This is a genomic window from Bradyrhizobium guangzhouense, from assembly GCF_004114955.1.
In the GTDB taxonomy this organism is placed as follows: Bacteria; Pseudomonadota; Alphaproteobacteria; order Rhizobiales; family Xanthobacteraceae; genus Bradyrhizobium; species Bradyrhizobium guangzhouense.
The window spans coordinates 2,273,827-2,298,371 of sequence record NZ_CP030053.1 but is presented as its reverse complement, the minus strand read 5'-3'; the positions used below and the strand labels follow the sequence as shown (position 1 = coordinate 2,298,371).

At 60.8% G+C, this 24,545-nt stretch carries 30 protein-coding genes; 12 read left to right on the top strand and 18 right to left on the bottom strand.

Features of this window, described 5'->3' with window-relative positions; translation table 11 throughout:
• Window position 1: 1 nt before the first annotated feature.
• The 8 genes from XH91_RS11065 to XH91_RS11020 all read right to left on the bottom strand — a co-directional run bounded on the left by XH91_RS11065 (window position 2) and on the right by XH91_RS11020 (window position 8,335).
• Entirely contained in the window at window positions 2–1,231 is a 1,230-nt protein-coding gene (locus XH91_RS11065; protein ID WP_128950630.1) for an acyl-CoA dehydrogenase family protein, read from the bottom strand.
• Window positions 1,232–1,295: 64 nt separating this feature from the next.
• Window positions 1,296–2,564 carry a CaiB/BaiF CoA transferase family protein gene (locus XH91_RS11060; RefSeq protein WP_128950629.1) on the bottom strand — a complete coding sequence of 423 codons (1,269 nt, stop codon included), beginning with the start codon at window positions 2,562–2,564 and terminating at the stop codon, window positions 1,296–1,298.
• 630 nt (window positions 2,565–3,194) lie between these two features.
• Window positions 3,195–3,494 (bottom strand): hypothetical protein, encoded by a 300-nt coding sequence (locus tag XH91_RS11050; RefSeq protein WP_128954802.1) that lies wholly within the window; start codon window positions 3,492–3,494, stop codon window positions 3,195–3,197.
• A 358-nt stretch (window positions 3,495–3,852) separates the two neighbouring features.
• Window positions 3,853–5,454, bottom strand: a complete 1,602-nt coding sequence (locus tag XH91_RS11045; protein WP_128950628.1) for a hypothetical protein — start codon at window positions 5,452–5,454, stop codon at window positions 3,853–3,855.
• Window positions 5,455–6,289: 835 nt separating this feature from the next.
• Window positions 6,290–6,916, bottom strand: a complete 627-nt coding sequence (locus tag XH91_RS11035) for a hypothetical protein (protein WP_128950627.1) — start codon at window positions 6,914–6,916, stop codon at window positions 6,290–6,292.
• 12 nt (window positions 6,917–6,928) lie between these two features.
• Window positions 6,929–7,249, bottom strand: coding sequence for a hypothetical protein (locus tag XH91_RS11030; RefSeq protein WP_128950626.1), 321 nt, complete (start codon window positions 7,247–7,249; stop codon window positions 6,929–6,931).
• A gap of 144 nt (window positions 7,250–7,393) precedes the next feature.
• Window positions 7,394–7,771, bottom strand: a complete 378-nt coding sequence (locus tag XH91_RS11025) for a VOC family protein (protein ID WP_128950625.1) — start codon at window positions 7,769–7,771, stop codon at window positions 7,394–7,396.
• Between the two features lie 366 nt (window positions 7,772–8,137).
• A complete protein-coding gene (locus XH91_RS11020) occupies window positions 8,138–8,335 on the bottom strand; it encodes a hypothetical protein (RefSeq protein WP_128950624.1) in 198 nt (65 codons plus the stop codon).
• A gap of 212 nt (window positions 8,336–8,547) precedes the next feature.
• Between XH91_RS11020 and XH91_RS11015 the strand changes: the two genes are divergently transcribed.
• The 5 genes from XH91_RS11015 to XH91_RS10995 all read left to right on the top strand — a co-directional run bounded on the left by XH91_RS11015 (window position 8,548) and on the right by XH91_RS10995 (window position 11,590).
• Window positions 8,548–8,892, top strand: a complete 345-nt coding sequence (locus XH91_RS11015) for a response regulator (protein WP_128950623.1) — start codon at window positions 8,548–8,550, stop codon at window positions 8,890–8,892.
• A gap of 150 nt (window positions 8,893–9,042) precedes the next feature.
• Window positions 9,043–9,240, top strand: a complete 198-nt coding sequence (locus XH91_RS11010; RefSeq protein ID WP_128950622.1) for a hypothetical protein — start codon at window positions 9,043–9,045, stop codon at window positions 9,238–9,240.
• A 157-nt stretch (window positions 9,241–9,397) separates the two neighbouring features.
• On the top strand, window positions 9,398–10,918 hold the full coding sequence (locus tag XH91_RS11005) for an FAD-dependent monooxygenase (protein ID WP_128950621.1): 1,521 nt from the start codon (window positions 9,398–9,400) through the stop codon (window positions 10,916–10,918).
• 277 nt (window positions 10,919–11,195) lie between these two features.
• Window positions 11,196–11,396 carry a hypothetical protein gene (locus tag XH91_RS11000; RefSeq protein WP_128950620.1) on the top strand — a complete coding sequence of 67 codons (201 nt, stop codon included), beginning with the start codon at window positions 11,196–11,198 and terminating at the stop codon, window positions 11,394–11,396.
• Entirely contained in the window at window positions 11,393–11,590 is a 198-nt protein-coding gene (locus tag XH91_RS10995) for a hypothetical protein (RefSeq protein ID WP_128950619.1), read from the top strand. The genes XH91_RS11000 and XH91_RS10995 overlap by 4 nt, the downstream gene beginning before the upstream one ends.
• A gap of 355 nt (window positions 11,591–11,945) precedes the next feature.
• On the opposite strand, the gene XH91_RS10990 is transcribed toward XH91_RS10995, so the two are convergent.
• From XH91_RS10990 to XH91_RS10975, 4 genes are all read right to left on the bottom strand, one after another.
• Window positions 11,946–12,203, bottom strand: a complete 258-nt coding sequence (locus tag XH91_RS10990) for a hypothetical protein (RefSeq protein WP_128950618.1) — start codon at window positions 12,201–12,203, stop codon at window positions 11,946–11,948.
• A 106-nt stretch (window positions 12,204–12,309) separates the two neighbouring features.
• Window positions 12,310–12,558 carry a hypothetical protein gene (locus tag XH91_RS10985; protein ID WP_128950617.1) on the bottom strand — a complete coding sequence of 83 codons (249 nt, stop codon included), beginning with the start codon at window positions 12,556–12,558 and terminating at the stop codon, window positions 12,310–12,312.
• 228 nt (window positions 12,559–12,786) lie between these two features.
• A complete protein-coding gene (locus XH91_RS10980) occupies window positions 12,787–13,056 on the bottom strand; it encodes a hypothetical protein (RefSeq protein ID WP_128950616.1) in 270 nt (89 codons plus the stop codon).
• Between the two features lie 431 nt (window positions 13,057–13,487).
• On the bottom strand, window positions 13,488–13,703 hold the full coding sequence (locus tag XH91_RS10975; RefSeq protein ID WP_128950615.1) for a hypothetical protein: 216 nt from the start codon (window positions 13,701–13,703) through the stop codon (window positions 13,488–13,490).
• 185 nt (window positions 13,704–13,888) lie between these two features.
• Here XH91_RS10975 and XH91_RS10970 point away from each other — a divergent pair, with 185 nt between their 5' ends.
• Window positions 13,889–14,161, top strand: coding sequence for a hypothetical protein (locus XH91_RS10970; RefSeq protein ID WP_128950614.1), 273 nt, complete (start codon window positions 13,889–13,891; stop codon window positions 14,159–14,161).
• Window positions 14,162–14,402: 241 nt separating this feature from the next.
• Here the strand turns inward: XH91_RS10970 and XH91_RS39235 are convergent, their stop codons facing one another.
• The 3 genes from XH91_RS39235 to XH91_RS10955 all read right to left on the bottom strand — a co-directional run bounded on the left by XH91_RS39235 (window position 14,403) and on the right by XH91_RS10955 (window position 17,414).
• Window positions 14,403–14,660: a hypothetical protein gene (locus XH91_RS39235; protein ID WP_206733561.1), complete on the bottom strand. Its 258-nt coding sequence runs from the start codon at window positions 14,658–14,660 to the stop codon at window positions 14,403–14,405.
• A 399-nt stretch (window positions 14,661–15,059) separates the two neighbouring features.
• Window positions 15,060–16,790 carry an adenylate/guanylate cyclase domain-containing protein gene (locus tag XH91_RS10960; RefSeq protein ID WP_245477352.1) on the bottom strand — a complete coding sequence of 577 codons (1,731 nt, stop codon included), beginning with the start codon at window positions 16,788–16,790 and terminating at the stop codon, window positions 15,060–15,062.
• A gap of 429 nt (window positions 16,791–17,219) precedes the next feature.
• Entirely contained in the window at window positions 17,220–17,414 is a 195-nt protein-coding gene (locus XH91_RS10955) for a DUF3606 domain-containing protein (protein ID WP_128950613.1), read from the bottom strand.
• Window positions 17,415–17,547: 133 nt separating this feature from the next.
• Here XH91_RS10955 and ligD point away from each other — a divergent pair, with 133 nt between their 5' ends.
• Together ligD and XH91_RS10945 are read left to right on the top strand one after the other, a co-directional pair.
• Window positions 17,548–18,471, top strand: a complete 924-nt coding sequence (ligD, locus tag XH91_RS10950) for a non-homologous end-joining DNA ligase (RefSeq protein ID WP_164934208.1) — start codon at window positions 17,548–17,550, stop codon at window positions 18,469–18,471.
• A 265-nt stretch (window positions 18,472–18,736) separates the two neighbouring features.
• On the top strand, window positions 18,737–19,306 hold the full coding sequence (locus tag XH91_RS10945; protein WP_128950611.1) for a DUF4142 domain-containing protein: 570 nt from the start codon (window positions 18,737–18,739) through the stop codon (window positions 19,304–19,306).
• Between the two features lie 990 nt (window positions 19,307–20,296).
• Here the strand turns inward: XH91_RS10945 and XH91_RS10930 are convergent.
• Entirely contained in the window at window positions 20,297–20,581 is a 285-nt protein-coding gene (locus XH91_RS10930; RefSeq protein WP_347338610.1) for a hypothetical protein, read from the bottom strand.
• A gap of 99 nt (window positions 20,582–20,680) precedes the next feature.
• Between XH91_RS10930 and XH91_RS10925 the strand changes: the two genes are divergently transcribed.
• The 3 genes from XH91_RS10925 (at window position 20,681) to XH91_RS10915 (ending at window position 22,261) form a co-directional block, all read left to right on the top strand.
• Window positions 20,681–20,899, top strand: coding sequence for a hypothetical protein (locus XH91_RS10925; protein ID WP_128950608.1), 219 nt, complete (start codon window positions 20,681–20,683; stop codon window positions 20,897–20,899).
• Window positions 20,900–21,034: 135 nt separating this feature from the next.
• On the top strand, window positions 21,035–21,700 hold the full coding sequence (locus tag XH91_RS10920; protein ID WP_164934207.1) for an SOS response-associated peptidase: 666 nt from the start codon (window positions 21,035–21,037) through the stop codon (window positions 21,698–21,700).
• Window positions 21,701–22,075: 375 nt separating this feature from the next.
• On the top strand, window positions 22,076–22,261 hold the full coding sequence (locus XH91_RS10915; RefSeq protein WP_128950606.1) for a hypothetical protein: 186 nt from the start codon (window positions 22,076–22,078) through the stop codon (window positions 22,259–22,261).
• Between the two features lie 45 nt (window positions 22,262–22,306).
• Here XH91_RS10915 and XH91_RS10910 read toward each other — a convergent pair whose 3' ends face one another.
• A complete protein-coding gene (locus XH91_RS10910) occupies window positions 22,307–22,480 on the bottom strand; it encodes a DUF3606 domain-containing protein (protein ID WP_128950605.1) in 174 nt (57 codons plus the stop codon).
• Between the two features lie 348 nt (window positions 22,481–22,828).
• Here XH91_RS10910 and XH91_RS10905 point away from each other — a divergent pair, with 348 nt between their 5' ends.
• Entirely contained in the window at window positions 22,829–23,560 is a 732-nt protein-coding gene (locus XH91_RS10905) for a Crp/Fnr family transcriptional regulator (protein ID WP_128950604.1), read from the top strand.
• An 88-nt stretch (window positions 23,561–23,648) separates the two neighbouring features.
• Here XH91_RS10905 and XH91_RS10900 read toward each other — a convergent pair whose 3' ends face one another.
• Window positions 23,649–24,332, bottom strand: coding sequence for a phytanoyl-CoA dioxygenase family protein (locus tag XH91_RS10900; protein ID WP_128950603.1), 684 nt, complete (start codon window positions 24,330–24,332; stop codon window positions 23,649–23,651).
• Window positions 24,333–24,545 lie beyond the last annotated feature (213 nt).

Below are 24,545 nucleotides of genomic sequence, written 5' to 3'. Positions count from 1 at the left end.
CTCACAGGGTGAGATTCTCGGACGGCAGGCCAAGGGCGACGCGTCCATAATTGGTTCCGGCCGCATCGAAATTGAATGCGAGGTGCGAATTGATCGCGTGCGCGTCTCGGAACTGCCTCTGAAGCACGCCCGTCGTGAACAGACCGCGCGCTCCGCTCGCAGCAAACAGCATCGAGACGGCATCGGTGCACAGATTGACCGAGAACGCCCCGTCGCGACGGTATCTGGTCTTGGTGACCATATCAGGCGTGCGGTTGCGCCGTGCGTCCTCCATCGCCTCGGTGCAAGCCGAGCGCATGATGAGGCGGGCGGCATCAATCTTGGCGGAAGCTTCCGCAATCTTGATTTGCGTGCTCTGGAAGTCGCTCAACTTTGCGCGGTTGTAAGTTGATATTCGGTGACGCGCGACCTCAGCGTAGTCATCGAGGCACGCCTGTGCATTGCCGAGTGCGACGCCGGAAAGAACGTAGGGAAACAGCGAGAAGACCGGCAGCGCATACAGCGGATTGGGGTTCACCTTGCTGCCGGGCGCCGCGCCGCCCGCAAGATCACCCACCGCGACCGTCATATCCTCGGGTACAAAGGCATCCCTGACTTCGACGTCCGACGACCCGGTGCCACGCAATCCCGCAACGTTCCACGTATCGAGGATCTTGTAGTCGGCCTTGGGCAATAGAAAGATGCGGTATTCGATCCCGTCAGCCTCGTCGTCGGATGAAACGACGCTTGCAAGCATGTTCCATGCGCACGAGCCGACGCCCGACGAGAACGGCCAGCTTCCGCGCAGCTGGTATCCGCCTTCGACCTTTTTGGCACGGCCGGCAGGGAAGATGAACGACGATGCGATCAGCACATCCGGATCTCGGCCCCAAACCAGATCCTGCGTACGCTGCTCGAACATGCCGAGCATCCAGTGGTGACTTGCCAGATTGGCCAGATTCCAGGCCACCGATGCGTCGGCCCGCCCAAGCAACTCGGCACAATCGATAAGGGCAACATAATCGAGCTCGGCGCCGCCGACACGCTTCGGCTGCAGCATCCGGAACAGACCGGCTTCATGCAAGTCGCGCTCCGTCTCCGGCGGCAGGTGCCGCAGCTCCTCGGTTCGGACCGCACGTTCCCGCAACTGCGGCACGAGCGATCGGGCCTTGGCAATCATCGCCGCATAGGCTCGCCCGCCGGAGCCCGTCGCCATCGACTGATCCATGCTCGGGTCCTGACCAGGCACCATTCGCGTCCCTCGCTCTCATCCATTTATGAGGCTGGAACCCTGCCAAATCAAGCTGTTGCTGCGCTCAGCCCGATGTCGCGGCGCCCCGCGGCCCGAATGCGCCTTTTTGGGCCATTGCCGCAATCCGCTTCTTGTCGTAACCGAGCGTCTCGCGCATGACCTCCTCGGTATGCTCGCCCAGCAGAGGCGCCGCCACAGGATCAATTGCCACCGTCAAGCTCATGCTGATCGGCGGTTCGATATTCGGCACCCACTGCGCGGTGCGATGCGGGATCCGGCTCAAACGCGCGCGCTCGCGCGCTTCGGGGGCATTGAACCCTTCCTCGACGGTGCGGAGATAGCCGACCGGAATGTTGGCCAGCTTCATCTTCGCCATCCAGTTCTCGAGCGTGTCGCTCGCGAACACTTCCGCGATCGCCGCACGCAGAAGCTCCTTGTTCTCGGACCTTGCTTTGCGCGTGGCGAACTGCGGTGCGTTGATGAGATCCGGCCGGTTCAGTACCTCGACTACCAGCCGTCGATACAGCCGATCATTTGCGCAGGCCATGTAGAGCGGACCGTCGGAAGCCTCGTAGACACCAACAGTGGGAGATCCGGCCGGCGAATTGCCGAACCGGCCGGGATTCTGGCCGTTGATCAAATAGGCCATGCCGTAGAAGCCCGTCATCCCCATGGCGACATCGAACAGCGCAACCTCGACATGCTGACCTCGGCCGATGCGGTCCCGCGCCAACAGCGCCAGCAGAATGGCGTTGCAGGCCGACATCCCCGTCGCCATGTCCACGATCGGCGGGCCGGTACGAACTGCCGGCCCATCTGCGAATCCGTTGAGCGACATGAAGCCGCTCTCGGCCTGCGTGATCGGATCGAAGCCGGGCCGCGATGCGAAGGGCCCGGTGCGCCCGTAAGCGGATATGGAGCAATAGACCAGTCGCGGGTTGAGCGGTGCCACGGCTTCGTAATCGAGACCGAACTTCTTCATCACACCGCTGGAGAAGTTCTCCACGACCACATCCGCCTTGCGGATCAGATCCAGTGCAATCTCGCGCCCCTCCGGAACCGCGAGATCAAGCGCGATACCGCGCTTGTTGCGGTTCAAGCTCAGATAGGCTGCGCTTTCGCCACCGATCTCGGCATGCTCATAGGCGCGCGTGTCGTCGCCGCCGTCGGGATTCTCGATCTTGATGACGCGCGCACCGAAATCGGCCAGCGTCTGTGTGCAGGCGGGGCCGGCGACCACGCGCGTGAAATCGATGACCAAGAGACCATCAAGCGCGGTTGGTACTCCTGCGGCCCGCGACGGACGTTCCGGCAATTGAGGCTTGGTGGACATCCCTAGGGCTCCCTTGCATCGGCTTATACCTGCCGAGTTTTACTGCAAGCGAGTTTAAAGCCCGGGAGAACCAACTCCGCAAGTGCTTCAGTCGCAAGGCTTCAGTTCGTAAAAGGGACCCGGCAGAAATAAAACCTGAAATGAGCGTTCCGTATCGCGAGACATTCCGCTCAACGAAGCGACCTTCGCCAATACAGCGTATGCGACTATCGCTAGCCGACTTCGGGTTAGAAGGGCGATAGCCCGCCTTGATGAAGCTATTCGCCGAAACCAGATCGTCCGTCGTAGCGGAAACGTTGCCGTGCCATTTCGGTAGCCCGCATCAACCTGCGATGAAGGTCCCCGCCCCAATGCAGCGCCAGGAATTCACCCCCGCAGCAACACCCGAAATGCGGCGCGTAGATGGACGGCACGACGCATGTGAAGGCGATTGCATCGTCGCCTTGACAGGCAAGCCACCACGCTCCGAGATCGAACTCCGACACCGCCGCAGTGCCAAAAAAGTCAGCCGATGCAAATCAGCCCGGGCGTCGGCAACGTCATCATCGGACTCGTCGAGCATACGAATTCTGTACATGACGTGATTCATCGGATGGAATCGGTCGAGCGGCGACGTCGCCGACGAGACGCTCACTTGCTCAGCACGACCTTTACGCCCAGCCAGACAGTCCCCATCAGCCCGGTGGCCAGCACCGTGATTACGGCCTTCAGGATGAAGCTTTGCGCCTGCTCCACGCTTTTCCGCCACCGCCGGAGGTGCTGGAAGTCCGCCCTCATCTTCCTCCGATCATCATCTTCGATTCCAAAGGAAGCCAGCTCCGACGCTACCGCTTTCAATACGATCGCTATGATGCGGTCCTGCTGCAGCTTCTGCTGCTCGGCCAGTGTCTTGGCCATGATCGCCATGATGTCGTCGTCTAGCATCTTCATCCTTGATCCCTGCAACGCTCTCAAAGCTCGCTTGGCGAAATAGAAGGAAACGACGAGATTAGCAGTGATCGCCTCAAAGCCAGCGCGAGGGTCCGCCGATCCGAGGCCGAGGACCTTGTCCCAGACAGGAGCTTCGCGGATCGTGACGCAATAGTCATCAGCTTGTCTGGCAATCACTGAGCTCGGCCGCGCGCCAAAAACTGATAGTTGGCGTGAAAAGGCCGGCCATAGGCCAATTGATTGCGTCTCAGATTTGGAGTGATTCAGTCGGCTTGATTGGAAAGACTGGAGATCACGATGGCACTCGGCAAGCCGAAAGGGCTGCGTTGATCTAGGAGCTTCCACTCGAAAACACTTGCTAGTCGCCCGCTTGCTCTGGTCGGTCGAAAGATTCCTCTACCTTGAGCGAATCCAGATCAGGCAAGACCTGAGTGCCTTTTAAAGTAGCGCGGCCCGACCTTCGATCTATCCCGAACTGGCCAACAGTCGAGACTGCCTTCCTCAGCCTATAAAGGTGGTAGACATCTGAAGCGGGCGTATTCTCGGAGGCTATTCCCGCGTACACTTCCTCCACACGCCACCCCTCTTCCCGCAGACCATCGACAAGATCAAATCTCTCGTTCCATTCTTCAAGCGCCAGAAGATATTCCGTATTGAATGATCGAGCGATGTCGGCGATCGCCTTTGACCTTAGCTTCCCAACGCTTGGATACGTTAGCCGTTTGTGAAATTCGGTCGCAGCCGGCGTCTTGAGGCCCACGAGGTCGACAAGCGGAACATGTCCGGCGTATGCGACATAACCAGCGTCATGGACCAGTATCGTCGGTCGATCCGGTAAATTCTGATTAATCCATCGCACGACGTCGCACAGGCTTTTCTGATTTCCTGTTATGTGCGTCCAATAGTCGGAAAGTTGCCAGCCAAAGGCTAATGGCAGGAAGAAAGCCGAAATCCCGATTAGTCGAAGGGTTTTCGTTCGAGCCGCCGAAGTGAGACCGCACGCAACACCGAAAAGTATGACCGGCACAAATATGTAGAGATATCGGCTTCCATTATGGGAGAGTCCGCTAGGGAATTTCCAGAAGTACAAGCCTATGAAAGTGATTGCGGAGACGGCTAGCATAATCCCAGCCGAGCGCGGCCGTATGAAACGAGCACAGAGAAAAAGGGGGAAGGAGGCAACTGCAGCCCGAGCCATTGCCAACGACACGAAAAGCAATTTGCTTGGCAAATCTGCGTAACGGTCTGCGAAGAAGTAAGTCTTGGCACCGACGGTGTTGGGAACCAGAGAGCCGGTATCGACCCAGTACCACACCAGGAACGGCACGGTGCATAGAATCGAGGTCACGCACGCAGCGATCTTGAAGTGGGACGTACGATCGTTATCCAGAAGCAAAATGAACATCGATCCGGCAGAGAAGAGACTGAGTTCCGGCCGAATAAATGGCATGATTCCGCAAAGAAGGGAGAGCCAGAGTGTCCGTCTCTTGTCAGTTAGCAGCTTGATGTTCCAAGCCACCGCGGCCATCGAGAGTCCGGTATCCATTCCATTCAAGAGTTGAAACAGAGTGCCCGCAAAGATCAACCCACCGATTGCGATTAGCGCTGCCTCCAGGGGGGAGCATCCAACGTTCATGCTCGCGAAGAGAAGACCGAGCACATACACCACGCCGCAAAATGCGCCGAGCAGGTACAATGCGATGGTATCGGAGGATACTACTTTCTCAATGACCAGCAGCAGGGCGAGATGCACGCCGCTCGTGGCTCCAACCAGAGCGGGAACACCAAGATACTTCTGATCGTAGCCGTCGTGAATAACCTGGGCATTGTGCAAATTGATGAAGGCGTCGTCAGTAGGGAAAACAGCTCCTCCGACAGCCCAGTAGACGATCGCGAAAATCGCAGCCGCACCGAACACGCAAGCCGCAGCGGTCCATTGCCCTTTCAGCGTTGGCCCCAAGTCGAGCTACCTTCATTTAGTTAATCAAGAAATTATTGCTCGAAGGCTATAAGACTTCCCTAACAGGGCGAACAATTCGACCCGATGAGCTCCGGCAGTGTCGATCGCCTAGAAAAGAAATCATCTGACGGGCGGTCGCAAAGGCCCGCCGTGCGAGGATCTATTCCGTTATCCAGCTTGAGAAGTTTATTGCTAGCTTGAGACCACCCGCTGATAGGCCCAGCAGAAAAGGCCTGGGAACCTGCTCTGCACTGTCCTGCCTTAACAACATCATTCGGGGTCTTTTGCTCGGTCACTCAACGAACAAGAGTGAACTAAATTGAAGCCGCTTTTGACCGAGCTACGGCCGACCTAATCCCCCCGCAGCCGGCTCGGCGACCCCACCCGCACCAACGTCTCATCCGGATCGGAGATCACGAATTCATACATCCCCGTGGCTTGTCTTGGGGTGTTTGCTGAAACTCGCGCGCCGCGGCGTCAACATCCCTCAGGTAGAAATAGAGCCCGAAGGATTTTGGCCCGGAACGAGCCATCCCTCGACCGCATCGGTGAGATGCAGATATCCGCCCTTGCCGTTCGCCAGCATGCGATAGGGGTCCGCCTCGCCCGGGGCCTGCGTTTCGCCCTCCGGGCGCACAAAGCCCACGCCGGTTATAGAAGCGCTCCGACGCATCGAGGTCGGTACAAGACAGGATCGCGACCAGGCACCGGATGGGCTCAGCATGCAACTCCGATATCGTAGCGCGGGGAAATGAAAACGAGGACGTATCCTCGGCACTATAAGGAAAAAGGCCCCGCAGCGCGGGGCCTTCGTCTTATAGGGTCCGAGCAAAGCCTATCGCCGCGTCCCTGCGCCGTAAAGCTCGCGCTCGCGGCCGATGTCCTCCGGAGACAGGGGCGGGCTCGCCGCATCGAAGTCGTTCCAGCCGGCTTTCTGCCACGCAGTGCTGCGCTCCAGAAGGTTGACTGACCTCTCGTGGAGAAGCGCATCGAGCCGTGCGCGGTCGTTGTCGGGCACCCTCGCAGTGACGAGCGTACCACCGCGGCGAACGCCTTCCGCATAGCGCGAGGCGTCTTCCCTGGAGACGCCGGCCTCGGTGAGTGCGCCGACGATGCCGCCGGTGGCCGCACCGGCTGCCGCGCCGACCGCCGTCGAGGCGAGCCATCCGGCCGCCACGACCGGGCCGAGACCGGGAATGGCCAACAGGCCGAGGCCGGCGAGAAGGCCCGCCGCGCCGCCGACGCCGGCGCCGATGCCGGCGCCCGTGCCAGCGCCTTCGGCCCGATCGTCGACGCCGTCGCGGTCACGGTCGACCTTGCCGCTGCGAGAACCGTACCAATTGTCGGAATTGTTGGCGACGATGCTGATGTCGGAGTGCGGCACGCCGGCGCTCTCGAGCCGGGTCACGGCCTGCTCGGCATCGGAATATCTGTCATAGAGGCGGGAGATGGTGGTCGTCATGCTATCGGCTCCTTATTTCGTGGAATTGACGTTGCCCTGGAAGTCGACGCTGACGTCCGTCTTGGTGCCGGCCTTGTCGGCCTTGCCGCGCCAGACGCCTTTGTCGTCCTTCTGCAGGCCGGAGACGTTGGAATATCCCGCCCCCTCGATGCGCGACTTCGCCTGGCCCTCGGTGAAGCTGTTGCGGCCCGCGACCGGCGCGTTCGAATTGTTCTGGTTGGAGCTGTTGACAGCGTTGTTGCCCGGCCCGCTCTGTGCGGGCTGCGACTGGGCGCCCGCGGGCGCAGATGCGAGCAGCAACAAGGTTGCCGCCAGCAAAGTCAGACGTGACATGTTTTTGTCTCCTGCAAGTGATTGTGCGGGCGACAACATGCGAGATTCGAATTGGTTGCTACTGCGCGAAGACGCGAAGTGCCGCAGCACGCCCTCGCCTTGGATCAGCGCTACAGGCAGGAGCAGGTCGGCGTCGGCAAGGAACTATCGAGCCTCGGCTCGCAGCCGGCTCGGCCATCCCACCCGCACCAATGTCTCATCGGGATCGGAGAGCGCGAATTCATACATCCCCCACGGCTTGTCCTCGGGTGTTTGCCCAAACTCGCGCGCCGCGGCGTCGACATCCCTGAGGTAGAGATAGAGCCCGAACGGGTTGCGGCCTGGGACGAGCCATCCCTCGACGGCATCGGTCAGATGCAGATATCCGCCCTGCCCGTTCGACAGCATGCGATAGGTGTCCGCCTCGCCGGGCGCAGGCCTTGTCCCGTCCGGGCGCACGAAGCCCAGCCTGGCATAGAACCGCTCCGACGCATCGAGGTCGTTACAAGGCAGGATCGCGACCAAGTCACCGGACGGGCTCATGTGTGCAACTCCCTTCAGGGACGGCGGCGTCAAAACGCCCGCGGCGGATGTTTCCCGCGCGGGCTAACCATAGTTTCCGATGATGCCATTCTGCCAGTGTTTTGCCCGACGGGTCAAGGTCTATTTCGATAATCCGAAAACGGCTCCGGCGCATGACGGGGGGCTTGGTTGCGCCGGAGCCGCCATTCCAGCCGGCCAATCGGCGGGGTCAGCCGGCACGACACCAAATGCGGCCTGGAACGGAAGGTTCCTAAGTCCCGCGCGGTCCGAACTTGCGTCAGGCCGCGTTGTCAATTGTCGCATGTCACGCCCGGCCAGGTCGGCCGACGGCAAGCACCATCGTGATTGCCCGGCGGCCATCCGACATCACGCCTCGTTCAGCCCCGCGCCGCGATCGACCACGGCCGCTTCGCCCTTGGCGGTGAGCTCGTAGGTGTCGCCGTCCTTCTGCACGTAGCCGTCGGCGACGAGCCGAAACAGTTGCTCGTGCCGCTCGTCGCTGTCGCCGAAGGCGATGGACTGGCCGATGTCGCAGAGCATGGCGATGTCGGAATCTGTCAGCACTGTCGTCCTCCGGATCATACAAATTCCGAAACAGCGCCCGGTTCCTGCGAACGGCAGGGACGGTGACCTCGCTAGCGCATTCATGCGCCGCCGAGCGCGACGACATCACGAACATCACTCTCGCACGATTCCTCGCACAAGCATTGCGGGCGCGTCCGTGTCAGGAACAAGCGAGGCGCGCTGCGCATTTCATCGCAGGAGGTCAATCATCCATGAGTCATGTCGTACTCGTCGTCGACGACGACGCCGATGTTCTCGACGTCGTCACAAGCATGCTGCAGGAGCTGGGCTGCGACGTCGTCAGCGCGCGAAACGGCGCCGAAGCGCTCGATCATCTCGCGCGGAACGAGCGCATCTCCATTCTCATCACCGACATCAACATGCCCGGCATGGACGGACACGAGCTGGCCGAGCGCGCCAGGCGCGTGCGGCCGGGCCTCCGGGTTCTTCAACTGTCGGGCCGGGAGCCGCGGCGCGGCGGCCTTCCGATGATCCGCAAGCCGTTCTCGCTCGAGGATCTCGCCAACACCATGAAGCAGACGCTAGGCGCGTGCTGAAGGTTCGCCGCCAAATAAAAAGCCCGCGGCGGAATGATCCCGCGCGGGCTGAACCAGATTTCGATGATGGCATTGTGCCAGTGTTTTGCCCGACGTGTCAAACGAACGATCCGGTGGGCCTCGCGCGTTGATGGAACAGGAGGATCGGCCATGACTTCAGGCATCGCACCGAAGACCTCGCGAGACCTGCCGGGGGAGAGGCCGCGCACTGACAAGGCGCGCGAGAGGCAAGAGGCCGTCGTCGAGGACGCGGGCGAGACCGGGGACAGCGGCCGCGATCTAGTTCACGGCGATGGCGGCACCATCGAGATTCCCACCAAGCCCGGCGATCTCTCGAAGGACGACTAGTCCGCCGCCAGCGCGCATCTCGGCGCGTGGAACGGGCCGGCTGACGAACACATCGCCCCTCCTCCCAGCTTGATATGTGGTGCGCAAGGGGCTTGCTTCAAGCTCCCGCACCCGGTGTACACCCCCGCGCCTCACGCCACCTGAGAGGGGTCACCACATGCCTGTCCTGCTGCCGACGTCACGCGCGCGCAACCGCACCTCGCCAATTCGCTCCGAGCAAGCGGCCCATCATGCCGTCGTGATCGCCGGCGGCGGTCCGACCGGATTGATGCTGGCGGCGGAGCTGGCGCTGGCGAGGTGCGATGTCGCCGTCGTCGAGCGCCGCGTCAGCCAGGAGCTCACCGGCACGCGGGCCGGGGGCTTGCACGCACGCAGCATCGAGATCCTCGATCAGCGCGGCGTTGCCGACCGCTTCCTGCGCGAAGGGAAGATCACCCAGCTCGCAGGCTTTGCCTGGACGCGGCTCGACATCGGCGATCTGCCCACTGGGCATCCTTACGGCCTCGCGCTGCGGCAGAGCCACATCGAACGCATCCTGGCCGATTGGGTCGAGGAGCTCCACGTCCCCATCTATCGGGACCGCGAGGTGAGCGATGTCGTGCAGGACGACACCGGCGTCGACGTGAGCCTCGCAAGCGGCGAGACATTGCGTGCGGATTATCTGGTCGGCTGCGACGGCGGGCGCAGCCTGGTCCGCAAAGCCGTGGGCATCGAATTTGCCGGCACGGATCCGACGCTCAGCAATCTCATGGCCGAGGTCGAGATGCGCGAGGCGCCGCAATGGGGGCTGCGTCACGACGCAACAGGCTTTCACGGCCTCAGCAAGACGGAGGCCGGACGCATCCTGGTCGTGATCACGGAAGCGACGCGCGATCGCAGCGGCGAGGCTTCCTTGCGCGATCTCGGCGAGGCGCTCATCGCCGTCTACGGCACCGATTTCGGCGTCCACAATCCGTCCCGGATCTCGCGTTTCACCGACGCGGCACGGCAGGCCGTCTCGTACCGCAAGGGACGCGTGCTGCTCGCCGGCGATGCCGCGCACATCCATCATCCGGTCGGCGGACAGGGCCTCAACACCGGCGTGCAGGATGCCGTCAATCTGGGCTGGAAGCTGGCGCAGGTGGTGAAGGGCATGTCGCCCAACAGCCTGCTCGACAGCTATCATGCCGAGCGCCATCCCGTGGCCGCGCGCGTGCTCCGCAACGCTAGGGCGCAGATCGCCCTGCTCCGCCGCAACGACGACGGCCGCAACGCCGCGCGCGAGGTCCTCTCCGAACTGCTCGCGATGGAGGAGCCGCGCAAGCGTTACGGCGCCATGATGAGCGGGCTCGATATCAGCTATGATCTCGGCGGCGGGCATCCCTTGCTCGGTCGCCGCATGCCCGATCTGGCGTTGACTGTCGCGGGCCGCTCCGTGCGGCTGTTCATGTTACTTCATGAGGCGCGCGGCGTGCTGCTCGATTTCGGCGGGCCTTTCGGGCGCGACATCTCGCCCTGGGCCGATCGCGTGACCCACATCGATGCCGCCTACGATGGCGCATGGGAGCTTCCTTCCATCGGAGCAGTCGCCGCGCCGACGGCCGTGCTGGTGCGGCCCGACGGGCATGTGGCATGGGTCGGTGACGAGCGCGCGGGCGGGCTCCTGGAGTCGCTGACGACCTGGTTCGGCGCAGCATAGGAGTGTCGGAGGCGACAAAGGAGCAAGCTCCGCGGGGTAGCTCCTTTGTTCAAAAATGCGCTTTCGATCCAGCCGGCGCACAAAATGAGTAAGCGGCACAAAAGGCCCTGACAGCACATCGCAAAGACGTGCGCGAGATTGCGCGTCGTCCTATCAAATGTTGGAGACTCCCGCCCGTACGAGTCGTAGGGTTAACCATCACCGCAAGGTCCTTGGCAGATATCGGTGATGAGAACGCCAGTCGCGCTCCCGCCCCACGCGAACAGGGAGCAGCGCCATGTTGAAGCGGCGTCGTTTCAAGCAGACCAGGACACTTCACCAGAGGCTCGCGGATGAAGCCGCGCAATTGCGCGAGCAGGCGCGCGCGCTCGCGCCGGGACATCGCCGCGAGATGCTGCTGCGCCGCGCGCGGCAGGACGAGATGGCGATGCAGATCGATGCCTGGCTGTATTCGCCCGGCCTGAGGGCGCCGACATGAGCGAGCAGTATCGCGCCTATCTCGTCGGTGAAGACGGCGTCTTCCGCGCCGCCGAGGCGTTCGAGGCGCCCGGCGACTCGTCCGCACTGGCCTTTGCACGGAGGTTTGCGCGCCGCGGCGATGTCGAAGTCTGGCAGCTCGGCCGGAAGATCGGCGTGCTGAGAGGACCCTGGCCGCCCGAGGTCATGAACTGAGAGCCCGCCATGGCATCGCCCCATCGACCTCACTGCCAGATTTCATCGCGGCACGTGTCGCACCGGTAGATCATGACGGGCCGGTCGCGCCTGATGTCGAGCACCGACGTAATGTAGCGCGATGGCGTCTTGCATCTCGGGCACGACGGGCCTGGCGGGCGGCCAGGACCGTGATGCTCGGCGTCCCCCTTGTCGGCCACGACCAGAACTCCTGATGACGGAGTTCCTAAGCATCAAAGTGCACACTGGTTCCAAAAGCGGACGCGCGAGCCTTCCGCGACGGATCAAATCCACAGTGAATTAACCCATGTTACATGCCCCGGGGTATGCGTTCGGAATCCGGCGCGACCCTGGCCTATGCCGCGTGCGACAGCTGCGCCGTCCGCTCGACCCGCGCTTCCAGCAAGGCGACCGAGGTCCGCAGGTTGTCGCGGCGCGCCCGCAAGGCCTGCGCCAGCATCGAATAAGTCGGGCTGCGAGGATCGGCATTGCCGGCATTGCGCTCCTCCTCGGCAATGTCGCCGTCGAGCATCTGGATCCGCCAGTGCAGGTCGGAGATCAGAGCGTGGAGTTGCAGGGACGCGGTCGCTTCGAAACGGGACGTTGACTGCATGTGATCGCCTCAATCTGAAACGGCCCGACTGCCGGGCCGCGATCAAGACGATTGTAGCAAGACAGATGCCAGCTCCCGGGAGAGGGCCCGGGAGGCCAAGCTCGCCTCATTCCTCCGCCAGCTTCCGCGCGATATAGGCGTCCACGGTTTCCGCGAACGAGCGCTGCACGCCAACCGAGGTGACATGAAGCTCGAGTGCGTCCTGCTGGAGCACGCGCAGGCCGCGCCGGCGTGCGCTGACCGGAGCCATGGCGAGGTAGTCGTCGATGGCATCGGTCGCCATCGGGATACCTTTCGGATCTCCCCGGGCAATCAGCAAACGCAGAAAACTCAGGCAATCGGCCAGACCCGGCATGGGCTCGCCTTTACCCTTGCCGCGATTTCGACTTCGGCTTGCTGACGGGCTGGGTATGGGTCCCGAACAGGGCCAAGAGCAACGCGACTTCTTCCTTGGAACCGACCTGGATCATGGCTTTCTCCTTTTCGCTCCGTTGGTCGAGTCCAGCGGCGATGGAGTTCAGGACGATCTGGTTTCAGGATCGTTTCAGGACGGTTTCGTCGCTGGCAGAGGCAGCCGGAGCTGTCAGAAGTTCAGCTGCCCCGGCTGCCAGCCGATGATCGCACCGAGAAGGCTCACCAGCGAGGCGAAGGCCGTGCCGGCCATCTGCGCCCAGTAGCGGATCGGCATGGGGTCGCGGTAAAACTCCTGCCGCGACCACCGCGACCAGTCCCACCAGTCGTCGCTGACGAACAGGATCTTTCGCTCGACATAGCCATACCAGGCCTTGCGGCCGCAATAGATGCTGACCCCGAAGGCCGCCAGGCGATAGAGCAGATCGAGAGAGGGGTTCATGCCAACATCCGGCCAAGGAAAACAGCAACCAACGGCAACAGCGACCAAGGCAATTTCTCTGCCTGCCTTGGTGTCGCCGGAGGCGACGCAGGTTCAATCGGGCGCGATCGGGCTGACGTCCCCGATCGAGGCACGAGATGATTCCGCCCGCTCACCGGGAAGGCGGGTATCTTGTCGGTGCTGCGGCGGACTTTGGTCGGCAGGCAAAAGGGCCCGCCTCCGGAGTCTAAGGGAAGAACGGAGGGAACGTTGCCGCACCCAACGCACTGAAGGCACCCGAAGGCGGGGCCGCAAAGGGCTTTAAGTTTACCAACGGAGGACGACTGCAATATGTTCGTCGGCCTCCGCGCAGACGATACCAAGCCTGATGGACAAGCTCAAGATCGGACCGGACCCAACGAAAGTCGGTTGAGGTGCCCGATGAGGAGGCCTCAGGGCTGCAGCCGCGAAAGCAGCCGTTGACGGTCTTGATCGCGCAGGCGCTGAGCGTCACGCAGCCGTTCCAGCTCCCTTTCTGCACCCGAAGTGTTCTGGCCTTCCCGTTTCAAATCGAGAACCAGCCGCTCCTGTTCGGCAAGCTGACGCTCTCCTGCGACCACGTCGCGCTCGACCCGGCTCAACTCGTCATAGATCGAGGTTCTGTCCATCGAAGTGCTCCTCGGTCTTTGACCAACACGAACAGGATTTCTGCGTTCCCTTCGCTTCTTGCCAAATTTTCCCGATGCGTTGGCGCGATGTCGGAAGACAATGAGAGCCAACAAGGGGGTCTTTGGAACGCTGCGTCATGGTAATGATTGAGATGATGGAGCGAACTTTTCGGAGGAAGAAGGCGATGCGTTCGATTTTGGCCTTGAGCGTCCTGCTCAGCCTGTGCGGAATGGCGAACGCGGCAAACGTGCATCATGGGCACCACCGGCATGCGGTGGTTCGTCCCCATCATCACATGTACCCGTCAGGCCGACCTTCGGGCTTTGCCTATGCGCCGCGTGGATATTATCGGCCGGCCAACCCCTGCGACGGGCCAGAACCATATTACGGTGCTTGCCAGGGTTACGCGCCCGGAGAAAAGGAGCAATTCATCGACAGCGTGCTCAACCCCTATTAGTTGAGGACTGTCGTGGGAAGCCGATAGGGACGCAGTCGCAGCGTCACGCGGGCGGAGCGACGCGACTTAGAATCCGAACATTCGCAGGATCGTTGGCTGCCGGCGCCTGCCCCTCGCCAACCGCCTCCGCGCCCTCAGGTTCTGGTTGATAAGCAAACGCTTCGCGCATCCAGCGAGGTCAGCCCGGCGCGCGATCGTCCGGGTGCAGCCTGGGGCTGGAGCAACGTCGGCTTTAAGACACTCATTCCGCTTTCTCCTTGTGAGTTGACTCAGAACGGGACACCTCCGCGCTGGCTGACCTCTCAACCTGATGAACGGCCGCCGATGGATGATCCGGATGCACGATCACGCGTTCGATCCGGGTCAGCAATTCCAACGGCCCGTGATTGGTCGCAAATGGCTGCGCCGGCCTGCCCCAGCCGCGATCGAGCAACTCCTTCGCAGCGGCCACCCGCGCAAACGGGTTTGCGGTCTCTCTGATCATGATGGCGGAGAGCACGTGGATTGCGGTCTCCGTCCTGCTCCTCGCCAAAGCCTGAATGTCGGAAGGTGGGGGACAAATAATCGTCGCTCGTCATCGGCTGAGCGACGTGTTGATAGACGGGTAGCCGTCTCCTGATCCTGGTCATTTCAAATTCTCTTCCAGAAATAAAAAAATCCGCGGCGGATGCTTCCGGCGCGGATGAACCAAATTCGTTTCGATGATGGCATCATGTCGGTGTTTTGCCCGACGTGTCAAACAAATAATCCTTCAGCTTATGAGGTCAGCATCGAGACCGGTGTTGGATTAGGAGCAGCGTCGCGCGGTCGAGCACCACCTGTCGGCGATGGGCCAAGAAGAGACATTACCAGCTATAGGAAGTCGTCCCTCACATCGGGCGGCTCCGGGCAACTGGCATCAATCGGGAAGACCCGCTAAACGCAGACCCTCGAGAAACCTCTCAACATCTTGCTTTCGATTGAAAGGTGACCACTCCTCTACATTGGAAAGGCGCATGACCGTATCGATTTCGCGCAAGCGCCCCATCATTGCCCGTGCTTGATCAAGCCTCCCTGATAGGGCATGTCCAACTGACGCAATTCTTAGGGATGGAGTAATTCTTGGCTGAATAGCGAGCGCGCGCTCTGCGCTGTGGCAAGCTTCATCATATTTACCCAGAAAAAGCAGGGCAAAGCCCCTGGCATTTTCTAAGTGATAGTTTTGCGGGTCGATTGGGTTAACGCGGATCGCGCGATCAATCTCATTCAGGGCCTTCTCGTGTTCCCCGAGATAAACACTGATCCATGCGCGCGCACGAAGCGCGATTGCAAGATTGGAGTTCATGGCAATAGCGCTATCAACCAACGTAGCGGCCTGCTCATGTTCAACAAAAATAAAAGAAAGTGCAAACGCCACGCGCGACAACGCGACGGCGTCATCCTGACCAAATTTGATAGCGCATTCAATCAGACGCCTCGCTTCGGCAAATTCGCGCTCTTTATCTACGATCCACCCGTTCATTTTGCGAACGTGATATCGGCTGGCCGCCCAGCCATAGGCTGAAGCTGACTGCGGATCCAGTTCTATTGCACGGTAGAAAAACCGCAGCGCTTCATCATCTTTTTCCCTGTCCCCGGCCGTTTGCAAACAGTCCATTCCCCTCAGAATGGAATCATAAGCATCGAGGTTTTGGATGGGCTTGCGCTTGGCGCGATCAATCTCAACTTGCTCAAGTTTTGGTACGATTGCGCCGACGACGCTTGTCGTCATGTTGTCCTGCAATTCAAAAATATCTTCCAACGAACCGTCGAATCTATCCGCCCACACATGCGCGCCGCTCACTGCGTCAATCAATTGCCCAACAATACGAACCTTTCGGCCAGCCTTTCGGACGCTGCCCTCAAGTACGTAGCGAACGCCAAGCTCGCGACCAACCAGCTTGATGTCAACTGCCGCCCCCTTGTAGATAAAGCTCGAATTGCGTGCGATTACGAATAGGGATTTGAAGCGAGACAATGCGGTGATTATGTCATCGACTATTCCGTCAGCGAAATATCCCTGCTCCGGATCATCGCTCATATTCTGAAACGGAAGCACCGCGATTGAGGGCCGATCGGGCAAGGGCAGTGACTTGGTCGTTTCCGAATGAGGCTTGGCGCTCGTGGTAGATGCCGAAGCCGACCGAGCTGAATAAAGCCGTACCGGCCGCTCGATGTTCTTCAAGCTGCGGTCGCCGAGATCGTCGAAGGCAAATGCGGTCTTGCCGCGGACCTGCTCGTAGGCGCTGCCGGACAGGCAGACGCCTCCGGGCTCGCATTCACTCTCAACACGCGCTGCGACGTTGACGCCGTCGCCGAAGATATCGTCGTCATCAATAATGATGTCGCCGACGTTTATGCCGATCCGGAACGAAATAGTCTCGTTCCTCCGAGCGATCTGATCCTGAATGGTCACGGCGCTGGTGACCGCATCAACCGCGCTGGCGAACTCGACCAGCATGCCATCTCCGGTCGTTTTGACGATGCGGCCTTTGTGCGCAGCGATGGCGGGATCGACGATCTCGCGACGAATCGCTTTGAGAGCCTGCAATGTGCCGAGTTCGTCAGCGCCCATGAGGCGGCTATAACCGGCAACGTCTGCCGCCAGCACTGCCGCCAATCGTCGCTCTACGCGTCCGCCTGTCACTGCAAATCCCCACCCATCCCGAAAATCGGGACCTATCCAATCACGGTATAGTCAGGCCTACCAGTCCGGGCGCCAGGATTCCGACGATCATCGAGGTCCGAAATGGGTCCTAAGCTGCCCCCAGTACCGAGCCTGAAATGTCGGCTGTTGGCTCAATAGGAGCGGTCGGGACGATCGAGAAACAAAAGCCCGCCAGATTGCCCCGCGCTGGCTGAACCAAACTTTTCGATGATGTCATTCTGCCAGTGTTTTGCCCGACGGGTCAAGATCGTTTAAGATAAACCGAAACGGCTCTGGCGGCGACGGGGGGATTCGCACGCCAGAGCCGCCAGGAGAACCGGCTTCTTGGCGGCAAGCCGGCACAAACAAAGTCGGGATTGAAACCGAACGTTCCTATTTGCCCTCGCGCCCCAGCTTTCGCTCGACCTTCTTCCTGATATTGCCGACCTTCTTGACGGCCTTCTTCACCGCCGACGCAGACTTGCGGGTCTTCTTCGCCTCGTAAGCAACTTCGTACTTCTGTCCACCAGCGACGCGCGCGCGATCCTGTTTACGGCCACGGGCGGTTTGTTTCTTTGCTGCTGCCATGATGCACCTCCTTGGCTTTGAGAAACGCAAAGAGATTCAGTTGGTTCCTTTGTCGCTGTTTGGAGGCGGCGAGGCCGGAACGAATCCGCCGCGAATGATTCGAATCCGAAGTGTTGTAGCGTGGAGTTGGTCAGTGGCGTCCCAGCGTCAGAGGAAGTCGGCGGCGATTGGCATCAAGGCGCCCTTCCCCGGATTTATCGAACCGGCCTTGGCAACCTCGATTGAGAAGGTGCCATCAGGCGAAAGGTGGATTCACGAGATCAAGTTCGACGGCTACCGCGTGCAGGTGCATCTCGCCAACGAAGCGGTCAAGGTCTTCACTCGTCGCGGTCACGACTGGACCAAGCGCTTCAGGAAGGTCGCCGATGATGCCTGGCACATCAAGGCGGCCTCCGCGATCATCGATGGCGAGGTCGTCGTGCCGGCAGCCGACGGCACCACGGATTTCTCCGTTCTGCAAAACGAGCTGAAAGGCAGGTCGAGCAAAATCGTGCTCGTCGCCTTCGACCTGCTCTATCTCAACGGGCGAGATCTTCGTCGCTTGCCGCTCCTGCAGCGCAAGGCCGAACTCAAGGAGATCATCGCCGGCACCGACCTGCAATTGAGCGAGAGCTTCGAGATCGAGGGACCCGAGATGCTCGCGCATGCTTGCAAGATCGGCCTGGAAGGCGTGGTCTCAAAAGTTCGCGACAGCATCTATGTGAGCGGCCGCGGCAACGCCTGGGTCAAGAAAACTTGCGCCCAGCGCGAGACGCTGACCATCGCCGGCTTTGCGCTCGATGAGGGCAAATGGGACGGCGTCTATCTTGGCCGCCACAAGGGCGACGATCTGATCTATGCCGGCAAGGTTGACCACGGCTTCGACAAGACGTCGGCCGCCGAATTGCAAAAACGCTTGCGGCCGCTCATTCGCAAGACGCAACCTTATGCGAGGCGCATTGCGCACAAGGGCATCTGGGTCGAGCCGAAGCTGCTCGCGGAGATCGAGTATCGCGCCAAGTCAGCGGAGGGAAAGGTCCGGCACCCTTTCTTTAAGGGCTTGCGGGAGGACTTGTGATGGACGTATCCGATCGCTGGTGGACTTTGGCCGAGAAGCGGAGCGATGATCATTCGACGATACCTTCCTGGCTGCACGAAGCGGTGATGAAGCTGTCGTCGGAACACGGCGAGGCCCCATGCGGGTCGACGCAGCCGCGAATGAAGGCACGGATTGCGATGAAGCCCAACTACCGCCGACTTGGGGCCGCAAAATCCGATTGGGTTAGGAACGGTGGTCCTCATGCTCAGTTGAGCCGCCATATTCGAGCAGAGGAGCGGCGTCCATGGGCAATTCGATTCTACGTGCAGGTCTGGTTGCAGCCTTGGCTGTTGGTTGCTGGGGCGCCGCCCTGCAAGCGGAGGAACAGGGTGTCAAGTCCGGCCGCGCGCTCGATCAGATCGACCAGAAATTCCTCAGCTATGCGGCTGAGGACAACCAGGCAGAGATCCAGCTGTGCCTGATCGCGGAAAAGCGGGCGGCAAATCCCGCACTGAAGGCTTTTGCACGCCTGATGGTTGATGATCACGTGGAAGTCGAGAGCCGGCTCGCAGCGCTCGCTAACGAATTGCAGGCCAATCTGCCCGATGGTGTCGGCCAAGAGGGCCAAGAGACACTATCCAAGCTAAAGACACTGGGCGGGCACGAATTCGAGGCCAAATTCATGCAAGCTCAGATCAAGGACCATTCTGACGATATTGAAAAGTACTCCAAGCAACAGGGTTCAACCCAAAACGAGCGTATCCGCCAGTTTGCTACGGAAACGATTCCGGTCCTGCAGCAACACGTAGCGCTGGCGCGAGCCGTCGACGCACAGATCGAAAACCAGACGACCGGAAATGCTAAAACCAAATAGCTGCTTTTGGAGCAGATAGCGCATCGCTCCTGCTATCTTGCAGACCTCCGCTTCTGGCCATTTGCGAAGCTGCGCCGCCTCTGACGGATGTCCGCTCATCGCGGCAGAGCGGACCAGATTTGCTCAACCCCGCTTTGCGCTCTTGTCGCCAAGAAAATGATCGAGCTTCATAGGAGGGGCGTGAGCGACGCTGTTGCCTTAGCCGAACTCACCATTTGGGAAATAGACCCGCGCAGCCCCTGATGCCCAAGCCGTGGCGGCCTCTTTCATACCTAAAGAAACAGCCCCTGAGATGGGTCTAGGTTTAGGAGGGCTTTGGACGCAGAGCTAATTACTCCCAATTCGCCTCGTTCCTATTATTGGTGGCGAAGCTGCCGCTCCAAGTCGATTGCTTGATCTGCGTTATAGGCTCGCTTGAGCAAGGAGTTTCGCTCATCGCCGGGGGGTTTTCGATCCGCGCGTTTCCGCATGTCTTCTGCGAATTGCAGGAGCCGCTTGTCGAGCGGGTCTGTTTGCTTAAACCGCCTCCGCTTCTTTCCCATCGCGCGTTCCTTCTGCTGATGAGAGCGATTTAACGCTCCTGGGCAAATGGTTGCAGACACATAGGTTAAACCCCGACCTAGACTTTCGAACAAAGCCATAATGGCAAGCCTAGCGAGGCGGCGCATTAGCCTAGCTAAATGAATTCATCCAACATGTCGCCTGTTGGCCCGTTTCGGACCTCGTGCAAATTCCGCCTCTGCGCCGCTGTGGGGACAAGCGGAGGACCTTAGTATTGTGGACGCTTCAACAACTCCGGCAGTCGAGAGATCGCCTTGGCAATTCGCCTCGCTTCGTCTCGCGTGAGAAAGTGATGAGCGTACTGGTAACCATTTCGGTGTAGATCGTCACGGTGCGGGATGCCACAGATGTACAAGCCGGTAGCATCTCTGACGCGAAAGCCGTGCTTGTCCTCTTCCATCACCCATGGCGCAGGAAAACGCCGCGTCATCAGGCCCTGCGGTGTGACGGAGTGCCTTTGATGCGCTTTCCGCTGGCATAAGTCGGCCCGCGCTCCTCGCTCAGCAGACGATCGCGTTGGTCGCAAAGCCCTTCGACCTTCGCCTGCATGCTGGTCAACAGCGTTTCGGCCGAGGCGGTCGAGATGCCCGAACGAAGAAGGGACTGAATTTCCTTCTGCTGGCGGCCGATTTGCCGGCGCATGTGTTCGATCTCGGAGCGGATGTATTCGAGTGTAGGCATTGACCAAACCTGCGATTTGGCCGAAAAGAACAAAAAGAGAACTCAGAGTCAAGTCTGGCAAGGCGCATTCGTTTTGTAGGAACGCCACGGCCGCTCTCCGGTTGGCTTAGACGCAACAACCTGGAGTTTCCGATGAAGAAGATCATTATCGCCGCCGCCGCGCTCTCCATGATGTGCGGCTCCGCCTTTGCTCAGGGCCAGGTCAATTCCCAAGGCAATTCGAAACCTGGCACGGAGCAGTCCGGCATGGAGAAAGGCTCCATGAGCAAGGGCACTGTGGGCATGAGCAACAGCGGCATGTCGAAGCACCACTCGAAGAAGGGCATGAAGAGCAACGGAATGTCCAAGTAACCAACCTTTCGATGACTTGACCCTAACCGCGCTGCCTCGCCCGCAGCGCGGTTTCTATTTATCGAACACGTCTTTGCATAGCGATCTCCATTCCCGGGTATAAGTAGCATCGCAAGCGGAGGGTCATACGCGCTCATGTGCAATCTCTATTCGATCACCACCAACCAAGCCGCGATCGCCGATCTCTTCCGCGTCGTCAGGCGCTACGAAGGCAACCTCGCGCCGATGCCCGGCGTGTTTCCGGATTATCCGGCGCCTGTCATCCGCGATGGCGACGACGGCGAGCGCGAGATGGTGATGATGCGCTGGGGCATGCCGCCGCCACCACGCACCGGCGGCCCGCCCGTCACCAACATTCGCAACACTTCTTCTCCGCACTGGCCCGCCTGGCTCAAGCCGGAGCATCGCTGCCTCGTGCTCGTGAACAGCTTTGCCGAATACGCGTCGGAGCCGAACCCGGAGACGAAGAAGAAAGACATCGTGTGGTTCGCACTGGCGGAGTCGCGGCCGCTGTTTGCCTTCGCCGGCATCTGGACCACCTTCAATGGTGATCGCGGGACGAAGTCAAAGCCGATGCCGGGGCCGCATCAGGTTTATGGGTTTCTCACCACGAAGGCGAATGCGGTGGTTGAGCCGATCCATACGAAGGCAATGCCGGTGATCCTGACGACAGCCGAGGAGCGAGACGTTTGGCTGCGGGCGCCGTGGGACGAAGCCAAAGCGCTGCAACGACCGCTTGCGGATGAAGCTCTTGCGATAGTCGCACGCGGGAATGACAAAGAAGACAAACCATCAACCTGAGGGCCTCATCGACCTTTTGGACTCTTCCCCGCTATAGCGCTTGGATAATTCCGCGCCGCATCAGGCAAGTGCGCAGGCGCCTTATTTCGTTTCCATTCAAGTCCCCCGCCAGCACATACAGCGAGTGCTCAGGAGGTTGAAAAAACTCGTGAGCCCAAGGAAGCCAATTCGCCGTGCTAAGGTCGAACCGAACGGCCATGGGCAGACCGAGTTGATCCAAGCGGCCCGCATTCCCGCGCGGGCCAAACCGTAGCGCCCCTCCGTGGCTCCTCACTGGAACAGCTCAAACTTGAATCAAATACACCTGACCGAATTCGGCGAGATGAAATCTCTTCGCGCCACGCTGGCACATGTTCGTTCTCGCGTGAGGGAGCCATGTACTACGTCGCCGCTGGATTGCTTGGACTGTCGGGACTGTTCTATTCCGCGGGCCATCACGAGCTCGGCTCGTTCGGGGCCGATGTGTGCAGCTACGGCGGCATGTTCTGCGACAGCCCGGGTGTCGTCTTCACCGGCGCGGCGCTCTCTGCCGCCTGGGGCATGTTCGTCAGCATCAAGTAGGGGCAAACAAGGTATCCGCCCGATGCCGGGCTTGCACGCCGCGGGTCACACCGCGAGCTCCTTGCGAACCGCCGCCGCTGAATTGCCGACCTTGTCGACCGCCTGTTGCAGCTCCTCCCTGGAGACGCCCAGCGCATGGATCCAGTACTTGACCTCCGAGGCCTCGTGCATGTTGATCTTGCTGCGATCCGGCTGCTCGCGCTTCGTCAGGCGGTCCATTGCGACGTCCTCCTCAGACCAGAAGAACGCCGCCGCGCCCGCACCGTTCCGCAGCGAAGCCGCCCCAACATTCGCACCTTTCCCACGATTTGGAAAATCGGATCTAACGCCGGGCAATGATATGATTGTCGACCACGATCCCGTGGCTCAACTTGACAAATGTTAAGTGACGAACAGGGCCGGGCCGGCCCGCACCTAACATTTGTTGGGTTTGCCTATTTTTCCTGACGCATCGTCCACAATGTTGAAGCGCCGGCGCGGCGTCATTTAACCTTTGTTGTCAACACCAAGCCGGGGTCTATGCTTTGAGGACCTCACGCGCTCAGTCGCGTGGGGGAATCGACTGCCGTGACAAGCGAAATGATCTGGGCGCCGCTGTTTCAGCGCCTGAAAACCACGACCGGCGCGGATGACCGGGATCTGCAAGCGCTCGCGGCGCTGCCGTTCACGCTCCGCCATTTTCGCGAAAACCAGACCGTGCTGCGCGACGGCGAACAGCCGAGCGAATGCTGCCTGATCGCCGACGGCTTCTGCGTCCGCTCCAAGACCATCGTGGACGGCAGGCGCCAGATCCTCTCGATCCACATTCCCGGCGACCTGCCGAACCTGCAAAACCTCCACTTCCCGGCCGTCGACCACGACCTGATCGCATTGTCCGATTGCACGCTGGCCTTCATCGCCCACAAGGCGCTTAAGGACCTCATCGCCGAACGATCCGGTGTCGGCGACATGTTCTGGCGGGACACCCTGGTGGATGCCGCCGTGTCGCGGGAATGGATCGTCAATGTCGGCCAGCGCTCCATCCACAACCGGCTTGCACATCTGATCGTCGAGCTGCGCGAACGGCTGCGCCTGGTCGGCCGCGTGATCGACAATACTTTCGAAATCCCGCTGACGCAGGAGCAGTTCGGCGAAGCCATGGGCGTGACGAGCGTGCATACCAACCGCATCCTGCGCGAACTGCGGATCGACGGCGTGCTCGAGCTGCAGCGCGGCACGGTGCGGATTCTCAACGAGCACAAGCTGCAGGAGCTCGCCCAGTTCGACGGCCGCTATCTGCAGATGTCGCCGTCGTCCTAGAGCATGATCCGGAAACGTGCGCAGCGGCTTTCCTAAGGGATCATGCTCAAACAACAACCTAAAGCAGCCATCGCAAGCGCACCGACATTCACGGGACAAACACCTCGGAGGTGTCCATGCGCACGTTGCGGATGGCGCGGCAGGACTCCTGCACCTTCCGCATGCGCTCCGGCATGAAGTTCAGCAGCAGCGAACGCCGCCGTGCCCCGGAGCGGTTGCGGGTCGCGCCGTGCGGCAGGTCGGCATCGAACACCAGGATGTCCCCCGCCTCGCCCGTCGTGATCAGGGACGCGGCTTCATCAAGCTCGCCGTGATTGACAAGTCCCTGGTCGAGATGACGCGGAACGAGCCGCGTGGCGCCATTGTCCGGTCCATATGGATCGAGGAAGACCAAGGCGGCAACGGCCCTGCTGCCCACGCCGTCGCGGTGGAGCGGCTGATGGCCGCCGCCCTGCAGCGGCTCACGACCCTCGACCTGGGAGAGAAAGAAGGGACCTGCCAGCATCTGCGCGCCCGCCGCCAGCAGCGGGGGCAGTCGGCAGGTCCGCTGCACGATCGGATCGAGATCGACCAGCGCGTGGCGCCAGCCAAAGCCGCGGGGCACCGCCCATTGGTCTGAGGTCCCGACACCCGCATCAAATGCGGCGCGCAGCGCCTCGCGCCAGGCTTCGGGCACCGCACCGCGAAGCAGAAGATAGCCGTCGCGCGCCAGCGCAGCCGCCTGATCCGGCGCGAGCGGGGTGACCTTGGTGGGCGCGGCGCGATGGCTCATGACGCTCCGTACAATCTCAACGTGCTTTTCGCAAGAGCGATGCGCGTCGGGCGGGAGCCGTTCACGCCGCTGTCTTGAAGCGGAGCTAGATCGGCGGAGCATCCATGGAACTTTCCGGCTATGATCGCGCTTAGCCCTCGAATTCGCAATTTCCGGAAGGTCAGCCTTGTCGAACCGATCCAAAGTTCAAGCCTCCGCGCGCGGTAGCGCCGT